This is a genomic window from Pseudomonas duriflava (genome assembly GCF_007830155.1).
In the GTDB taxonomy this organism is placed as follows: Bacteria; Pseudomonadota; Gammaproteobacteria; order Pseudomonadales; family Pseudomonadaceae; genus Chryseomonas; species Chryseomonas duriflava.
In genome coordinates this window covers 49041-66300 of sequence record NZ_VLKY01000004.1, presented here as the reverse complement: position 1 = coordinate 66300, position 17260 = coordinate 49041, and the positions used below count along the sequence as shown (strand labels likewise).

The following is a 17260-nucleotide window of genomic DNA, read 5'->3' as shown; positions in this document are numbered from 1 at the left end:
GCTACTCCTATTCACGTTCGCGGTCGGCTGGAATCTGCTGAGACAAGCGCTCTTGCAGACGGGTAGTTAATTCATCCCAGGCAACCAGTTCCTGCTCATCATCGCTGCGTAGGGACTTCAAGCCGATCCGCTGCTGACTGAGCTCATTTTCGCCCAAGATCAACGCAAACAGAGCACCGCTTTTGTCGGCCTTCTTGAATTGACTTTTAAAGCTACCGGCACCGGCATTCACAGCAAGTCGAAGCGCAGGCAACGCATCGCGAAGCTTTTCCGCCAGGGCTAACCCTGCTACATCAGCTTCCTCGCCGAACATACACAGATAGACGTCCATTGGACGGCCTAGCTCTGCAGGAATCCGATCTAACGTTTCCAGAAGCAATACCAGGCGCTCGACGCCCATGGCAAAACCGACGCCGGGCGTTGGTTTACCACCAAACTGGCTGATCAAACCATCATAGCGGCCACCCGCACATACTGTTCCCTGAGCTCCCAGCTTATCGGTAACCCACTCGAATACGGTACGGCCATAATAATCGAGGCCACGTACAAGCTTTGGATTGAGGGTATACGCGATACCGACTGCGTCGAGGCGTGCCTTCAAACCTTCAAAATGCGCACGGGACTCGTCATCCAGATAATCCGCCAGTGTAGGTGCTTCGGCTAATACAGCCTGAGTTTGGGCGTTTTTGCTGTCGAGAATACGCAACGGGTTTGTGGTCAAACGGCGCTGGCTGTCTTCATCCAGCTGCTCGAAACGTTCCTGGAGGTAGGCAACCAGTGCGTCACGATAGGTCGCACGCGCTTCGCTCGACCCCAAGCTATTTAGTTGTAGAGTTACAGCATCGGCAATACCAAGCTTTTGCCATAGTCGCCAAGTCAGCACGATCAGCTCGGCATCAATATCCGGCCCAGGGAGATTGAACACCTCGACCCCGATTTGATGGAACTGACGATAACGCCCTTTTTGCGGCTTCTCATATCGGAACATAGGCCCGGTGTACCAGAGCTTTTGTACCTGTCCGCCGCCGGTCAGGCCATGTTCAAGCACAGCACGCACACAACCCGCCGTACCTTCCGGACGAAGCGTCAGCGACTCACCGTTACGGTCGGCAAAGGTATACATCTCTTTGTCGACTACATCCGTGCCCTCTCCTATTCCACGAGCGAACAGCTCGGTGAATTCAAGGATAGGCAAACGGATTTCCTTGTAACCGTACCCGTCCATCAAACGGGCAAATGTTGATTCCAGATAACGCCAAGCGGGCGTCTGTTCCGGCAGTATGTCATTCATGCCACGAATGGCTTGCAGAGACTTGCTCACGAAGAATCCTTGATTCGTTTCAACTAGAACGGGCACTTAGCCCACCGACGGGATCAGCTACGAGCTATTACTGCCGCCTCAGCCTCAACTTTTTCAGCGGCTTTGCGACGGATCAACTGCTCGAGCTCGTCTACCAAATTGTCATTGGTCAGTTTCTGGGCTGGCTTGCCATCGATATAAACCAAGTTATTCGGGGTTCCGCCGGTCAAGCCCACATGAGCCTCCTTGGCTTCGCCTGGACCGTTTACTACACAACCGATAACTGCTACATCCAGAGGCACTAGCAGGTCTTCGAGGCGTCCCTCCAGCTCGTTCATCGTTTTCACGACGTCGAAGTTCTGACGAGAGCAACTGGGACAGGCAATGAAATTGATTCCACGCGAGCGCAGGCGTAAGGATTTGAGAATATCGAATCCTACTTTGATTTCTTCGACAGGATCCGCAGCCAATGAGATACGAATGGTATCGCCAATGCCTTCGGCCAATAGCATGCCTAAGCCTACCGCTGACTTGACCGTTCCCGAACGCAACCCTCCCGCCTCAGTAATTCCCAAGTGCAGCGGCTGCTCGATCTGTCGGGCCAACAGCCGATAAGCAGCAACCGCCATGAAGACATCGCTGGCCTTCACACTGACCTTGAAATTATGAAAATCCAGCTTGTCGAGATGGTCGACGTGACGCATGGCTGATTCAAGTAACGCCTCGGGCGTCGGCTCACCATATTTTTTCTGGAGGTCCTTTTCCAGCGAGCCAGCATTAACCCCGATACGGATCGGTATATTTTTGTCACGAGCAGCATCCACTACAGCTCTTACTCGATCCTCGCGACCAATGTTGCCTGGATTGATACGCAGGCAGTCTACGCCAAGCTCAGCTACACGCAGGGCAATTTTGTAGTCAAAGTGAATATCGGCCACTAAAGGAACGTTCACCTGTTGCTTAATACGACCGAACGCTTCGGCGGCATCCATGTCAGGGACCGATACACGCACAATATCCGCGCCAGCCTCTTCCAGCCTCCGAATTTGCGCCACGGTTGCCGCTACATCGCAGGTCTCGGTGTTGGTCATGCTTTGTACCGCAATCGGGGCATCACCCCCTACCGGTACGTTGCCTACCCATATCTTGCGAGAGGGCCGACGTTTGATGGGCGATTCGCTATGCATGACAGGACTCTTCTTCCTGATGATTGCCAGGACCATCTCGCATGGGCCCAGCTACAAAATTGAAAACAACTGAAAAAACGACTATCCATACAATGCTAAAGCGGCTTTGAATAGCCGCTTCGCTATAACACCGTCTGTGCTTTATCACTGAGTGACTTGCCCGATCTTAAATCGCGCCGTTTCGCCCCGAATATAAGGCTTCACGTCGACTGGCTGACCGTTGTAAGTGATTTGCGCACCGCGTGCATATCCTAGGCGCAACTCGACAGGTGCCTGAACATTTTCAAATTGCAGGCTATCCCCTTTGCGCTTGAGTCCGCTGAAAAGAACTTTGCCTGCACCGTTAGTAATTTGCATCCAACAGTCAGCCACAAGCTGAATGTCCAAAACACCTTCCTTGATAGCAGGAGCGGATGCTGATTCTGCTGATGCAGGCGGTGTGACTGGTGCTAGAGCTGTTACGGATTCAGCAGGCGGAGCAACTAAAGCACCGGTTGGATTACTTGGCGATGCATTTGGATTTGCAGGCGATACGTCAGAGGCCTGCTGAGCAGGTGCTATGGCAGTAGACTCAGAAGATGTGGAAGCCACCGGGGCCGAACTATCCATTACAGGCTCTGCCGGCTGTTGCGCATCAGCTACGGCTTGGTCCTCAGGCTCGTCCAGCGTATGGATCTCGGTCGTACCATCAGCGCTTTCCACCTCAACGTGCTCAAGACTCAAACCTCCGTTGGACAGATGCAAGTCACCCCGCTCCTGCCACCAAAACAACGCAAGGCCTATAATGAGCACGACCAGAATAAAGCTGACCACGCGAAGAACACTTCGCGACAAGCGCACAGGTTCCTGAACGCGATTAATAGTGTGAACTGTACTGCCTTTGGCATCAGTTCCCGTATATCGATCGAATATATTGACTAGTTCAGCCTGATCCAGGCCAAGCAACTTTCCATAGGAACGGGTATAGCCACGGGCAAAAGTATGCCCAGGAAGCTGCTTGTAATCGCCAGCCTCAAGCTGCTCCACGACCCGCTCGCTCAGATTCAACTGAGCGGCTACTTGCGGCAGACTCCAGCCACGCTGGGTACGCGCCTGACGCAATAGATCACCTGGATTGCTACGAGCTGACATCACAGCTTCAGGTTGCACGTGATTCATCGTTGCTCCGTCTGAAGTTGCCTATATTCTGCTGAAGCGGGATATAACCGCTTGAGTTGCAAAGTATAACTGGCTGCCGTGTCGCGATCATTGAAGATTTCAGCCAAACGAATACCAAGTAAAAGGCTTCTGGCATCTTGAGCACTAATTTGACTAAACAACTCATAATACTGACGAGCCGGAACATATTCCCGCTGATCAAATGAAAGCTGCGCCATCTCAAGCAGTGCTCGCGGCTGTTTACTATTGAGCCGTAAAGATTTTTCCAGATGCTCTCGAGCTAATTCCGGCTTGTTTAACCGCAAGGCTGTTAGTCCTAGGTTTTCGAAAACCCTTGACCGTTCTGGATAAAGAGAGTCCTGGGAGGCTTCGGTAAAACGCTCGTACGCCTCAGCATAACGGCCTTGCTCAAACAAAAAACTCCCGTAATTGTTCAAAATTCGGGCATCGTTTCGACGCAAGGACAAAGCTTCACGATATTCCTTGTCCGCCAGGGAGGGCTCCATCTCCGTTTGGAAGACTAATGCCAGAGCAGCATGTGCATCAGCACTGGAAGAATCCAGCTCCAATGCTTTTTTCAAAGGAATCTTAGCCCGTTCGGGATTACCTTCCTGAAGATAACCCAAACCTAGCCGGATATAGGCATCGCGGGCGTTTTCACGCCCTTTTGCCGTCTTTAGGGGGTCGGACGTACCCGAAGTGACACAGCCGGCCAATACACTAGCCAGAGCCAATACCAGTACCGCACGCAACATTAATCCCCCTTTCGACTTATCAATTCTGACGTGCACCTGCCACGGTATCGCTTTCGCTACCAAGTTGTCTGACCGCAATATAACGTTCGCTACGCCGAGTACGATCAAGCACCTGGCCCACCAATTGCCCACAGGCTGCATCAATATCATCACCTCGCGTAGTACGCACGGTGACATTGAACCCAGCATGATGCAACAGGTCCTGGAAACGACGAATGCCATTGTTGCTGGGGCGTTCATATCCGGAATGCGGAAACGGGTTGAACGGAATCAGGTTGATCTTGCAGGGGATATCCTTGAGCAGCGCTATCATCTGCTGGGCATGCTCCGGCTGATCGTTAACGTCTTTGAGCAGGGTGTACTCGATAGTCAGCACACGCTTCTCACCCAGGCGCGAAATGTAACGCTGGCAAGCCTCCAGCAGAACGGCCAAAGGATACTTACGGTTGATTGGTACCAGTTCGTTGCGCAAGGCGTCGTTGGGCGCATGCAGCGACAACGCCAGAGACACATCGACGTGCTTGGCCAGCTCCTCGATCATGGGCACTACTCCTGACGTGGATAGCGTCACCTTGCGCTTGGATATTCCATAGCCCAAGTCGTCCATCATGATCTGCATGGCAGCGACAACATTATCGAAATTGAGCAGCGGCTCACCCATGCCCATCATCACGACGTTTGTGATGGCACGGTCGATTTTGGCCGGCACAGTACCAAATGACTTGTTGGCAACCCACACCTGGCCAATCACTTCGGCAGCGGTGAGATTGCTATTGAAACCTTGCTTTCCGGTCGAACAAAAGCTGCAGTCAAGCGCACAGCCTGCCTGTGACGAAACACACAGCGTGCCACGCTTGTCCTGAGGGATATAAACCGTTTCGACGCAGCTGCCGGAAGCCACACGGATGACCCACTTGCGGGTGCCATCCGCCGAGATATCTTCACTTACCACTTCAGGGCCACGAATCTCGGCGCAGGCCTTGAGCTTTTCGCGCAAGGCCTTGCCGAGATTACTCATGGCGTCAAAGTCATCAACGCCAAAGTGGTGAATCCATTTCATCACTTGGCCGGCACGAAAGCGCTTCTCTCCGATGGACTCGAAGAACTGCTCCATTTGTAGCTGGGTAAGTCCCAGCAGGTTAGTCTTGCCGACTGTATTGCTCATGGATTCACCTGTGGATCAGCGAGTGCGCTCGCAAACTTCAGTTGCAGCGAAGAAGTAAGCGATTTCACGGGCAGCCGATGCTTCGGAATCGGAGCCGTGAACAGCGTTTTCATCGATGGAAACAGCGAAGTCAGCGCGGATGGTACCAGCGTCTGCTTTCTTGGGATCGGTAGCGCCCATCAGCTCACGGTTCTTGGCAATGGCGTTTTCGCCTTCCAGAACCTGAACGACGACCGGGCCGGAAGTCATGAAGGACACCAGATCCTTGAAGAAAGGACGCTCTTTATGCTCGGCATAGAAGCCGCCAGCTTCACGCTCGGAGAGCTGAACCATCTTCGCCGCCACGACACGCAGGCCGGCTTTTTCGAAGCGAGTGATGATCTCACCTACTACGTTCTTGGCAACTGCGTCGGGCTTGATGATCGATAGTGTGCGTTGAACAGACATGACAACTCCAAAGTTGGACATTTAGCAAAAACGAAACCCGCGGATTATACGCGGGCTTCAGTCAAAAGCGTAGGCTAACGCAGCATAGGCTAGTCAGCTTCTTCTATCCATGCGGCCTGAATAGCTTCCAAGACTTTTTCGCCGCCCCGCTGCGGATCATCGTCGAACTCAGGCAGGGCAGTCACCCAGTTACGCAAATTGACGAAGTTCACATAACGCGGATCGACATCCGGATGGGCTTCGGACAGCGCGATCGCAATCTCGAGTACATCCACCCACTTCATAGTCATGGCTATTTTCCTCAATGCCGCTCGGATACCTGATTAATAGTATAACGAGGGATCTCGACGACCAGATCCACCTCGCCTACCTTTGCCTGGCACGACAACCGTGACTCTGGCTCTAGCCCCCAAGCCTTGTCCAGCATGTCATCTTCGAGCTCATCTGACGGATCGAGCGAGGGAAATCCCTCGCGAACAACCACGTGGCATGTCGTACAGGCGCATGACATTTCACAGGCATGCTCGATTTCGATTCCGTTACGCAGTGCTGCCTCAATAATGGTTTCCCCTTTTTGAGCCTCTACTACGACCCCTTCAGGGCAATGCTCGGGATGAGGCAGAATAACGATCTGCGGCATGATGATACTTACTCCTCAATTTCGTTGAGACGACGACCCGCCAGGGCCGCCTTGATCGATGCGTCCATCCGGCGCGCCGCAAAGGCATCGGTCACTTGTGAAAGCCGCTTGGTCTGTAACTCGATAGCTGCTGCATCCGTGGCATCAACAACTTTTTTCAATTCACTGATTTCTGCATCAATGGCAAGACGCTCTTCAGCATCCAGTAAGCGCTCTCCATCTTCAGCCAACGCTGCCTGTACAGCCTCGAGCAAACGCTGCGCTTCAACCTGCTGTTCACGCAAGGCACGAGCATTGAGATCATCGCCAGCGTACTCAAAAGAATCCTGAAGCATACGGGCGATCTCGCCATCGGTAAGACCATAGGAAGGCTTCACCTGGACACTAGCCTCGACGCCACTGGACAGTTCACGTGCAGAAACATTAAGCAGGCCGTCAGCATCCACTTGAAACGTAACACGAATTTTTGCCGCGCCTGCTACCAGAGGTGGGATACCACGCAAGTCGAAACGCGCCAGGGACCGCGCGTCCTTAACGAGCTCACGCTCCCCTTGCAAGACATGAATCATCATGGCCGTTTGGCCATCCCGGTAGGTAGTAAAATCCTGAGCTCTAGCCACAGGAATAGTGGTGTTGCGCGGAATGACTTTTTCCATCAAACCGCCCATGGTCTCCAACCCTAGGGATAGCGGAATCACATCAAGCAGTAACAATTCTTCACCACTGCGATTTCCAGCCAGACTGTCAGCCTGGATGGCCGCACCAATGGCTACTACCTTGTCCGGATCAATATCAGTTAAAGGTTGCCGCCCAAACAGATTAGCCACAGCCGCTCGTACACGAGGTACACGCGTAGAGCCACCTACCATCACAACAGCTGTAACTTCTTCGAACTCACAGTCTGAGTCCCGTACCGCTCGGCGACACGCCTTCAAACTACGAGCAATCAAAGGCTCTATGAGCGACTCGAACTTGTCGCGACTCAATTCGCCCCGCCACTCACCGTAGGTCAACGTGACAGATTCCTGCAACGAAAGCCGCTCTTTAGCCTCGCATGCCAGCTGTAGCAACTGTCGTTGAATACCAGCATCAAGGCTTGAAGGAAGCCCAGCCTGTTCAATAATCCAATTGGCAATAGCATGATCGAAATCATCACCACCCAGTGCGCTATCCCCACCGGTTGCCAATACTTCGAAAACGCCTTTAGTCAGGCGGAGAATCGAAATATCAAAAGTCCCACCGCCCAGATCATAAATCGCAACGATGCCTTCGGCATTACGATCAAGTCCATATGCAACGGCGGCGGCAGTTGGCTCATTAAGAAGCCGTAATACATTAAGCCCAGCCAAACGTGCAGCATCCTTCGTAGCCTGGCGCTGCGCATCATCGAAATAGGCTGGAACAGTAATTACCGCCCCCACCAAATCTCCGCCCAACGTAGCCTCTGCTCGCTTACGTAATACGCGCAGAATATCGGCAGAGACTTCCACAGGGCTCTTGGGTCCCTGTACGGTCTCGATGAAAGGCATATGAGACTCACCTCCGGAAAAGCGATAAGGCAGCTGCTCACCTAGCTGCTTTATGTCCGCTAAACCGCGTCCCATAAAACGTTTGACCGACAGGATAGTGTTAAAAGGATCCTGGGCCGCACCCTGTTTAGCCGCATCACCAACATCGATACCATCTGCACGATAATGCACAGCCGACGGCAGGATCACGCGCCCGTGCTCATCCGGCAACGGCTCCGCAATACCACTGCGCAACGCTGCTACGAGCGAGTTGGTAGTCCCTAAGTCGATACCTACCGCCAGCTTGCGCTGATGCGGCTTAGGAGCCATCCCGGGTTCGGCTATTTGCAATAAAGCCATTGCGAGTCTGCTTGTACTAGGGGCACCGTCAGGGTGCCAGATTAATCATCGAGGCGCTCTTCCAACTGACGCACTTCGCTACCCAATTTATCGAGGAATTGCATGCGGCGAACTAACCTTTCGGCCCGTTCGCGTTGAGTAGAGTCACTCCAGCAAGCATCAAACTCATCCTCCAAAGCAGCCTGTGCAGCTTTAAGTCGACGTTTGAAAGGTATGATACCTGCGCTGTCACCCTCTTCCTGCAATTCTTCAAGCTCTTCTCTGAGTTGCATTTGCTGCAACAGGAACTCTGGGTCCTGAACTGTTACCTCAAGAGGCATTTCGTACCCATCGAGTGATAGCAGATAGCGGGCACGCCGCGAAGGCGTTCGAAGAATGTGATAGGCCTCGTTTAATTGCGCGGCACGCTCAAGGGCCTGACGCCGCTCACGCTCCGGCGCATCGGCAAAACGATCCGGATGAACTGTCCATGCCAGATCCCGATAGCGTGATGACAGCTGATCAAGGTCGAGCCGAAAACACGGACTCAACTCGAACAGTGCAAAATGGCAAGGCGTTCCCACGGCAACCTCAAATATTGAAGCTTTCGCCGCAGCCACACTCGCCACGTACGTTAGGGTTATTAAACTTGAAGCCCTCGTTGAGCCCTTCCTTGACGAAGTCAAGCTCCGTACCATCAAGATAGACCAAGCTCTTGGGGTCAATTATTACCTTGACACCATAGCTCTCAAAAACTTGATCTTCTTGATTTAGCGCATCAACGAACTCCAGCACGTAGGCTAAACCCGAGCACCCCGTGGTGCGTACGCCCAGACGAATACCTTCGCCCTTGCCACGCCCTTCCAGGGAGCGCTGCACATGACGTGCAGCAGCTTCAGTCATGCTGATGGCCATCAACAACCTCCTTAAGCCAAGCCTTTCTTCTGCTTGTAATCACGCACGGCCGCCTTAATCGCATCTTCAGCCAATACGGAGCAGTGGATCTTGACCGGGGGCAGAGCTAACTCTTCAGCAATCATCGAGTTCTTAATCGACTCAGCTTCATCGATTGTTTTGCCCTTCATCCACTCAGTTGCCAGCGAGCTGGATGCAATGGCCGAGCCGCAGCCATATGTCTTGAAGCGTGCATCTTCAATAACACCCTGTTCATTGACCTTGATCTGCAGGCGCATTACGTCTCCACACGCAGGCGCACCTACCATGCCAGTTCCCACATCGGGATCTTCCGCGTCAAGCTTGCCGACGTTGCGCGGATTTTCGTAGTGATCGATAACCTTTTCGCTGTAAGCCATTTCTCAATCCTCACTCATCAGGGGCGGTTTTAGTGGGCCTGCCATTCGACCTGGGTCAGGTCCACGCCCTCTTTGTACATGTCCCACAGGGGAGAAAGCTCGCGCAGTTTAGTAACCGCGTCGCGCACTTTCTCGGCCGCGTAATCTACTTCTTCCTCAGTCGTAAAACGACCGAAGGTAAACCGAATGGAACTATGCGCCAGCTCGTCGTTCCGTCCTAGAGCTCGTAGCACATACGAAGGCTCCAGCGATGCCGATGTACAGGCTGAACCGGAAGAGACAGCCAAGTCCTTAAGCGCCATGATCAACGACTCACCTTCGACATAGTTGAAGCTGAGGTTCAGGTTGTGTGGCACACGGGAAACGAGACTGCCATTCACATAGAGCTCTTCCATGTCTTCTAAGTGGCGGTAGAAACGATCATTTAGCGCTTTAATGCGCACGTTTTCTTGAGCCATCTCTTCCTTTGCAATACGGAACGCTTCGCCCATACCTACGATCTGGTGAGTAGCCAACGTACCGGAACGCATGCCGCGTTCATGACCACCACCATGAGTTTGTGCCTCAATACGTACACGCGGCTTGCGGCGCACATAAAGAGCACCGACCCCCTTAGGTCCGTAGGTTTTATGTGCCGAAAACGACATCAGGTCGACTTTCAACTTTTCAAGATCGATATCTACCTTACCGGTAGACTGTGCAGCATCGACATGAAAGAGCACGCCTCGCGAACGAGTCAACTCACCGATCGCGGCGATATCATTTATCGTCCCGATTTCGTTATTGACGTGCATGATAGAGACTAGAATAGTATCTTCCCGCAAAGCCGCCTCGACCATATCAGGAGTGATAAGGCCATCTTCGCTTGGCTCCAGGTAAGTCACTTCGAAGCCTTCACGCTCCAGTTGACGCGTCGTATCTAGAACAGCTTTATGTTCAATCTTGGATGTAATGAGATGCTTGCCTTTGCTCTGATAGAAATGAGCAGCACCCTTGATAGCCAAGTTGTCAGATTCAGTAGCACCCGAAGTCCAAACAATTTCCCGGGGATCAGCATTAACCAACTCGGCAACCTGCCGACGTGCGTTCTCAACAGCTTCTTCAGCCTTCCAGCCAAACAAATGCGAGCGTGACGCCGGGTTACCGAAGTTACCATCCACCAGGAGGCATTCGCTCATTTTTTGAGCAACACGAGGATCAACCGGCGTTGTTGCGGAATAATCAAGATAAATTGGTAATTTCATCGGTAACTCCTATCAGGCTGGCGACCGGCTCATTCAATGGCGGACGCTTCGATCTTTTCGATATCAGAAGTACGAGCTCGACTTGTACAGACCCGCTTGTCCTGACGATGGGCTACCGCCTGGATCTCGTTACGTGCAACTAAATCCGCGAGGGTAATACCACTCAAGAAGGCATGAATCTGATCGCTCAGGTCACACCACAAATGGTGCGTTAGACAAATATCACCAGAGTGACAGTCTCCCTGGCCCTGACAGCGGGTCGCATCGACGGACTCATTGACTGCATCAATAACTTGCGCGACATGAATATCTTGCATGGCACGAGAAAGTTGATAACCGCCACCAGGACCTCGAACGCTTGTCACGAGCGTGCCGCGACGCAACTTGGCAAATAGCTGTTCGAGGTAGGATAAAGAGATGCCTTGCCGCTCCGAAATATCCGCCAGAGAAACCGGCCCACGCTGTGCATGCAGCGCCAGGTCAAGCATGGCGGTGACGGCATATCGTCCCTTGGTTGTTAATCTCATGGCGAAACCACGGTGTGCATTAGATAGGTCCAGTATGCAATTCCTGACTATTTAAGTCAACTATAAACCCTATCAATACAGTCAACCATTTCCCTTATCAACCTCGTAACGGAGCAAAGCCCTACAAGTCCTCCAATTTGCTTTTATGCCCTTGGACTACTTTCTGCGTTTCTGTAAGGATGCCTCGCAGAATATTCATCTCTAGCTTGGTCACAGCGCTACGCCCATACAACCTGCGCAAGCGAGACATGAGATGCCGCGGCTTTTCAGGATCAAGGAAACGGATGTCAATTAGCGTCTGCTCAAGATGCCGGTAGAACAACTCCAACTCCTCTACCGTTACCAATTGAGTATTCAACATGGCCGTACTCTCAACCTTGCTCATCTTGGTGGGCTGCCCTTGGGCTGCTAACCAAGCCATTCGAACCTCGTATACAAGCACTTGCACGGCTGCAGCGAGATTGAGGGAGCCGAACTCTGGATCAGAAGGAATATGAACATGAAAATTGCAACGTTGCAGCTCATCATTGGTCAAGCCGGCATATTCACGACCGAAGACCAGCGCTACCTCTCCTCCTACCTCAGCATGTTGCAGGCACGTTGAAGCACACTCCCGGGGATCCAGCAACGGCCACGGGATACGGCGATCCCGCGCACTAGTCCCCAGCACCACGCTACACCCGACCAGAGCTTCTTCTAACGATGCCACGACACACGCCTTGTCGAGAACGTCCGTCGCTCCCGAGGCACGTGCTATTGCATCACCATGAGGAAATAATTCTGGCTCTACTAGATAAAGCCGCGAAAGCCCCATGTTCTTCATGGCTCGCGCAGCACCACCAATATTTCCAGGATGACTGGTATTAACCAGGACGACACGTATATTCTCGAGCAAGGAGCACCCCCTAAGAAAGAAATGAATCTTACCCAACCCCTTCACGCAAAACCATTCGTACCGACAAGCCACCCGCTTCGCCTTGTCTTTTTCTGCTAGAATAATCGGCTTTCTTTAACAACCCAGGTGGTTTCCCATGCAGCCCATGCTGAACATTGCGCTGCGCGCAGCTCGTAGTGCCGGTGAATTGATCTTTCGCTCAATCGAACGCCTGGATCTCATCGCTATCGACGAAAAAGGCGCCAACGATTTCGTGACCGAGGTCGACCGAGCCGCAGAACAAGCCATTCTCAGCGTTTTGCGCAAAGCCTATCCAAACCATGGTTTCCTTGGCGAGGAATCTGGCCTCTTGGAAGGTCAAGGTGACGGAAAGGATTATTTGTGGGTAGTCGATCCGCTCGATGGAACGACTAACTTTATCCATGGCGTTCCACACTTTTCGGTTAGCATCGCCTGTAAATATAAAGGACGCATTGAACATGCCGTCGTCCTTGATCCTGTACGCCAGGAAGAATTTACTGCCAGCCGCGGTCGTGGCGCAGCACTTAACGGTCGGCGCTTGCGAGTAAGCCCTAGAAAAAGCCTGGAAGGCGCCTTGATTGGCACGGGCTTTCCCTACCGCTCTAGTAACATTGACTACCTAGATAACTACCTGGGCATGTTTAGAACGTTAAGCATGCAGACAGCAGGCATTCGCCGCGCCGGCTCCGCAGCGCTTGATCTGGCCTATGTCGCCGCTGGTCGCTTTGATGCGTTCTGGGAAATGGGTTTGTCAGAATGGGATATGGCTGCAGGCGTGCTGCTGATTCAGGAAGCCGGTGGCCTAACCAGCGACTTTAATGGCGGTCACGATTTCCTGGAGAAAGGTCACCTGGTTGCAGGCAATACGAAATGCTTTAAGGCCCTGCTGACCACCCTACAGCCTCACTTACCCACATCACTGAAACGTTAAAGGTCATCCGCCCACTAATGTGGGCGGGGCCTATTTCTTTACTTCACCACTTTTAAGCTGGGACGACCAGCCGGCTTGGCTGGCGCCTGACGCGTGCTCGACTTATCAGTCTTGACCGGATCGTCATCAGGAGACGAAGGCTCTAAATCGAACACCATCCCCTGCCCATTTTCACGTGCATAGATCGCTAGAACCGCCTGGGTCGGCACATACAAGCTATGAGCCACACCACCAAAGCGCCCATCAAAACTTACCGCCTCGTTACCCATATGCAGCTGTCGGATAGCACCTGGTGCAATATTGAGAACGATTTGCCCATCGCTGGCATAACCTGGGGGCACTAGCACATTAGGATAGTCAGCGTTCACTAGAATATGAGGTGTGCAGTCGTTTTCCACGATCCACTCATACAGCGCCCGAATGAGATAGGGACGACTCGAATTCATTAAACTTCTCCTTCAGCGCATTTCGCGCTCAACAGACGACAAACTAGCTTGAAATGTCTCGCGATTAAAATGGCGATCCATATAGTCAAGAATTGGCTTGGCTTGTCGTGGCAGTTCAATACCCAAACCAGGCAAGCGCCAGAGCAAAGGCAACAAACAACAATCAACGAGACTCATTTCTTCACTTAGAAAGAAAGCCTTGTCAGAAAACAGAGGCGTTACCGACATCAAGCTCTCACGAAGCAATCTCCGTGCCTGCTCCTTCTCAGCAATTGATTTACCGCTTGCTAGCACTACATCTACCTTATCGCACCAGTCTTTTTGAATACGATGAATTAACAGACGACTATTAGCACGCGCTACTGGATAAGCAGGAAGCAACGATGGATGCGGATAGCGCTCCTCAAGATACTCCATGATCACGGCGACATCGTAGATGATCAAGTCTCGATCAAGCAGCACAGGCAAGGATCGATAAGGATTTAAATCTGCCAGCGCAGAGGGATAACGCTCCGGATCGACTACTTTAAGGTCTGCCAGTATCTGCTTTTCTGCCAATACCAGACGAACCCGATGCGAATAGTGGTCAAAGGAATCTGAATAACAGGTAAGACGCGTAACGTTAACCATATAACCTTCATAACCGTCCCGCTATGCCAGGACAAGAAAGATGCACATAATGTGCTTATCACGACAAATTGATGGCGCTTTATACGTTTTTCCAGTACTCACGCTTGAGCAAATAAACTAGTACGAAAAGAACAGACAGATAAAGCAGTACATAGACGCCTATCTGTCTAGCCTGGTACTTGTTTGGATTCGCTGAATAAGCCAGAAAACTCACTAAATTATCCACTGTCTCACCGAATTGCTGCTCACTCAAGCTTCCAGTAGCGGGCAGATGCTTCAGTTGATTGCATGACTGAGACTTTAGCTCTTTGCCAGCGCCTTCCTTTCGTTCGCTACAGATAAGCACCTGACGCCCTTGTAAAGGGGCCAAGACGTTTGGCATGGCCACGCCCGGAAACATTATGTTATCGACGCCCCACGGGCGCGACGGATCCTCATAAAAACCCTGCAGATAATCATGCAGCCACTGCTCGCCACGAACACGCGCTACTAGCGTCAGATCAGGCGGCACCACACCAAACCAACGCTTGGCATCCCTCGGATCCATAGCCGCTCGCATAGCGTCACCCACCTCACCAGCCAGAATAAGACGCCCCTTCAAGAGATCCTCAGGTATCCCTAAATCTTTAGCGACCCTTTCGTAGCGCTGGTACTGCAACGAATGACAGCCCATGCAGTAATTTACAAACGTACGAGCACCTGCCTGAAGCGCAGCCTGTTCACTCGGACCTATCTGGGCCTGCCCGAACGCCTTCAGAACAGATAACAGCGTTAACACTAAAACCGCCACGCCCCTCGCCATTACTTGCCAATCCTATCGGGTACAGAGCGGGCCTTTTCCCAACGCGTATAAAAGGGCATAAGCAGGAAAGTGGCAAAATACAAAGCAGTAAATACCCGCGCCCAAAGAATGCGCTCTAGCGTAGGCGCCATGCCTCCCAACACACCTAATGCAATAAACGATAATGAGAACGTCAACAAACCGAGCCGACTTGGCAATCCTTTATAACGCATCGACTTAACAGGACTTCTATCCAACCAAGGCAATACGAACAGGACAGCAATCGAGGCAGCCAAAGCCATTACTCCCAATGACTTATCGGGCACAGCACGCAAAATTGCGTAGAAAGGCGTGAAGTACCAGACAGGCACAATGTGCTCTGGCGTTTTAAGCGGGTTAGCTATTTCAAAATTTGAAGGCTCAAGAAAGTATCCGCCCAATTCCGGAAAGAAAAAAACCACCGCACAAAATACAAAAAGAAAAATCACCGCACCGACTAGATCTTTTAACGTGTAATACGGATGAAAGGGAATAGCGTCCAATGGATAACCTCTCTCGTCCCGACACTTCTTGATATCTACTCCTAAAGGATTATTTGACCCTACCTCATGCAGTGAAAAGACATGAAGCACCAGCAGCCCCAGCAACATCAGAGGCAGCGCAATTACATGCAAGGCATAGAAACGATTAAGCGTGATCCCTGAAACCAGGTAATCACCTCGAAGCCACTGCGCGATATCCTCACCAATGACAGGAATAGCGCCAAACAAGGAAAGAATGACCTGAGCGCCCCAATAGGACATCTGCCCCCAAGGCAATAAATAACCAGCAAATGCCTCAGCCATTATGATCAGATATAGCAGCATGCCGAAAATCCAAACCAGCTCCCGAGGCTGCTGATAGGAGCCATACAGTAAGCTACGGAACACATGCAGATAGACGACGATAAAAAGAGCCGAGGCTCCCGTTGAATGCAAATAACGGATAAGCCATCCGTATTCAACATCGCGCATGATGTACTCGACCGAGGCGAATGCGCCCTCAGCTGTAGGCGTATAACTCATTGCCAACCAGATTCCGGTCAGCATCTGATTAACCAATATCAATAAACCTAACGACCCGAACAAATACAGGGCGTTAAAATTCTTAGGGACGTAATAATGGGTAAGGTGCTCTTTCAGCAATCGACTTAAAGGAAACCGATGGTCGATCCATAGCCGCAACCTACTCATACTCCCTCCCTCTGATCAACACCGATGACAATCACATGGCTCGATTCATAGGCATGTGGCGGCACCGACAAATTCGTAGGAGCTGGCTGCCCTTTATATACTCGTCCGGCCAAATCAAAACGAGAACCGTGGCACGGACAAAAATAGCCGCCCAACCAAGCCTCCCCTAGATCAACAGGCGCAACTTCAGGCCGATAGGAGGGCGAGCAACCTAAGTGCGTACACAAACCGACTACCACTAATATATCTGGCCTGATAGAACGCCGCTTCGGATCAACATAAACAGGCTGAATAGAGCGATGAGACTCTGGGTCAGCCAAATCCTTTTCCAGCGCTCTCAACGCACCGATCATCTCTGCACTACGCCGCGTCACAAAAACCGGCTGCCCACGCCATTCCACAACAATCTGGCGACCTGGCTCTAATTTATCGATATTGACTCGTACCGGAGCCCCCTCAGCTCTTGCCTTGGCATTTGGTAACCAGGCCCTTACAAAAGGCACCGAAGCCCCCCCCACGCCCACCACGCCCACTATTGAAGTAGTCGCAACAAGGAAGCGCCTACGCCCCTCATTTACGCCTGCAACTTTAGTGTCACATTTTTCTCCAGGATTCTTACCATTACATGCCGCCATGCTTACCCTCAGCCATGCATTTACCCGTTTTTGCGGCAAGCAGAAGCCAATTTGAAATAAAACAATAAAACTGACAAAAAAAAACCCAGCTTCTGCAACGAAGCTG

The 17260-nt window shown here is 51.9% G+C and carries 21 protein-coding genes; 1 reads left to right on the top strand and 20 read right to left on the bottom strand.

Annotated elements, in window-relative coordinates; translation table 11 throughout:
• Nucleotides 1-7: 7 nt before the first annotated feature.
• The 15 genes from hisS to trmJ form a co-directional block, all read right to left on the bottom strand.
• Nucleotides 8-1321 carry a histidine--tRNA ligase gene (gene hisS, locus IQ22_RS06675; protein WP_145139953.1) on the bottom strand — a complete coding sequence of 438 codons (1314 nt, stop codon included), beginning with the start codon at nucleotides 1319-1321 and terminating at the stop codon, nucleotides 8-10.
• A 53-nt stretch (nucleotides 1322-1374) separates the two neighbouring features.
• Nucleotides 1375-2487: a flavodoxin-dependent (E)-4-hydroxy-3-methylbut-2-enyl-diphosphate synthase gene (ispG, locus tag IQ22_RS06670; protein ID WP_145139950.1), complete on the bottom strand. Its 1113-nt coding sequence runs from the start codon at nucleotides 2485-2487 to the stop codon at nucleotides 1375-1377.
• Nucleotides 2488-2631: 144 nt separating this feature from the next.
• Nucleotides 2632-3645, bottom strand: a complete 1014-nt coding sequence (locus tag IQ22_RS06665) for a RodZ domain-containing protein (RefSeq protein ID WP_145139947.1) — start codon at nucleotides 3643-3645, stop codon at nucleotides 2632-2634.
• A complete protein-coding gene (gene pilW, locus IQ22_RS06660) occupies nucleotides 3642-4400 on the bottom strand; it encodes a type IV pilus biogenesis/stability protein PilW (protein WP_145139944.1) in 759 nt (252 codons plus the stop codon). Before pilW ends, IQ22_RS06665 begins: the two co-directional genes overlap by 4 nt.
• A gap of 19 nt (nucleotides 4401-4419) precedes the next feature.
• Nucleotides 4420-5565, bottom strand: coding sequence for a dual-specificity RNA methyltransferase RlmN (rlmN, locus tag IQ22_RS06655; protein ID WP_145139941.1), 1146 nt, complete (start codon nucleotides 5563-5565; stop codon nucleotides 4420-4422).
• A 15-nt stretch (nucleotides 5566-5580) separates the two neighbouring features.
• Nucleotides 5581-6012, bottom strand: a complete 432-nt coding sequence (gene ndk / locus IQ22_RS06650; RefSeq protein ID WP_010797326.1) for a nucleoside-diphosphate kinase — start codon at nucleotides 6010-6012, stop codon at nucleotides 5581-5583.
• Nucleotides 6013-6101: 89 nt separating this feature from the next.
• Nucleotides 6102-6302: a Fe-S cluster assembly protein IscX gene (iscX, locus tag IQ22_RS06645; protein ID WP_145139938.1), complete on the bottom strand. Its 201-nt coding sequence runs from the start codon at nucleotides 6300-6302 to the stop codon at nucleotides 6102-6104.
• 11 nt (nucleotides 6303-6313) lie between these two features.
• Nucleotides 6314-6652: an ISC system 2Fe-2S type ferredoxin gene (gene fdx, locus IQ22_RS06640; RefSeq protein WP_145139935.1), complete on the bottom strand. Its 339-nt coding sequence runs from the start codon at nucleotides 6650-6652 to the stop codon at nucleotides 6314-6316.
• Between the two features lie 8 nt (nucleotides 6653-6660).
• Nucleotides 6661-8520, bottom strand: a complete 1860-nt coding sequence (gene hscA, locus IQ22_RS06635) for a Fe-S protein assembly chaperone HscA (protein WP_145139932.1) — start codon at nucleotides 8518-8520, stop codon at nucleotides 6661-6663.
• 41 nt (nucleotides 8521-8561) lie between these two features.
• Entirely contained in the window at nucleotides 8562-9083 is a 522-nt protein-coding gene (gene hscB / locus IQ22_RS06630) for a co-chaperone HscB (RefSeq protein WP_145139929.1), read from the bottom strand.
• Between the two features lie 7 nt (nucleotides 9084-9090).
• Entirely contained in the window at nucleotides 9091-9414 is a 324-nt protein-coding gene (iscA, locus tag IQ22_RS06625) for an iron-sulfur cluster assembly protein IscA (RefSeq protein WP_145139927.1), read from the bottom strand.
• An 11-nt stretch (nucleotides 9415-9425) separates the two neighbouring features.
• Entirely contained in the window at nucleotides 9426-9812 is a 387-nt protein-coding gene (gene iscU / locus IQ22_RS06620) for a Fe-S cluster assembly scaffold IscU (RefSeq protein WP_145139924.1), read from the bottom strand.
• A 29-nt stretch (nucleotides 9813-9841) separates the two neighbouring features.
• Nucleotides 9842-11056, bottom strand: coding sequence for an IscS subfamily cysteine desulfurase (locus IQ22_RS06615; protein ID WP_145139921.1), 1215 nt, complete (start codon nucleotides 11054-11056; stop codon nucleotides 9842-9844).
• 29 nt (nucleotides 11057-11085) lie between these two features.
• Complete coding sequence (gene iscR, locus IQ22_RS06610) at nucleotides 11086-11583, bottom strand: Fe-S cluster assembly transcriptional regulator IscR (protein ID WP_145139918.1); 498 nt, start codon at nucleotides 11581-11583, stop codon at nucleotides 11086-11088.
• 121 nt (nucleotides 11584-11704) lie between these two features.
• Nucleotides 11705-12478: a tRNA (cytosine(32)/uridine(32)-2'-O)-methyltransferase TrmJ gene (trmJ, locus tag IQ22_RS06605; protein ID WP_145139915.1), complete on the bottom strand. Its 774-nt coding sequence runs from the start codon at nucleotides 12476-12478 to the stop codon at nucleotides 11705-11707.
• Nucleotides 12479-12614: 136 nt separating this feature from the next.
• Here trmJ and suhB point away from each other — a divergent pair, with 136 nt between their 5' ends.
• Nucleotides 12615-13430, top strand: a complete 816-nt coding sequence (gene suhB / locus IQ22_RS06600) for a type III secretion system regulator SuhB (RefSeq protein ID WP_145139911.1) — start codon at nucleotides 12615-12617, stop codon at nucleotides 13428-13430.
• Between the two features lie 38 nt (nucleotides 13431-13468).
• Here suhB and IQ22_RS06595 read toward each other — a convergent pair whose 3' ends face one another.
• From IQ22_RS06595 to petA, 5 genes are all read right to left on the bottom strand, one after another.
• Nucleotides 13469-13876 carry a ClpXP protease specificity-enhancing factor gene (locus tag IQ22_RS06595; protein ID WP_145139908.1) on the bottom strand — a complete coding sequence of 136 codons (408 nt, stop codon included), beginning with the start codon at nucleotides 13874-13876 and terminating at the stop codon, nucleotides 13469-13471.
• 12 nt (nucleotides 13877-13888) lie between these two features.
• A complete protein-coding gene (locus IQ22_RS06590) occupies nucleotides 13889-14506 on the bottom strand; it encodes a glutathione S-transferase N-terminal domain-containing protein (RefSeq protein ID WP_145139905.1) in 618 nt (205 codons plus the stop codon).
• 79 nt (nucleotides 14507-14585) lie between these two features.
• The gene (locus IQ22_RS06585) at nucleotides 14586-15308 is read right to left on the bottom strand and encodes a cytochrome c1 (RefSeq protein WP_145139902.1); all 723 of its coding nucleotides are present in this window, start codon (nucleotides 15306-15308) and stop codon (nucleotides 14586-14588) included.
• A complete protein-coding gene (locus IQ22_RS06580) occupies nucleotides 15308-16519 on the bottom strand; it encodes a cytochrome b (RefSeq protein WP_145139899.1) in 1212 nt (403 codons plus the stop codon). The genes IQ22_RS06585 and IQ22_RS06580 overlap by 1 nt, the downstream gene beginning before the upstream one ends.
• Nucleotides 16516-17154: a ubiquinol-cytochrome c reductase iron-sulfur subunit gene (gene petA, locus IQ22_RS06575; protein WP_145139896.1), complete on the bottom strand. Its 639-nt coding sequence runs from the start codon at nucleotides 17152-17154 to the stop codon at nucleotides 16516-16518. The genes IQ22_RS06580 and petA overlap by 4 nt, the downstream gene beginning before the upstream one ends.
• Between the last annotated feature and the right edge of the window lie 106 nt (nucleotides 17155-17260).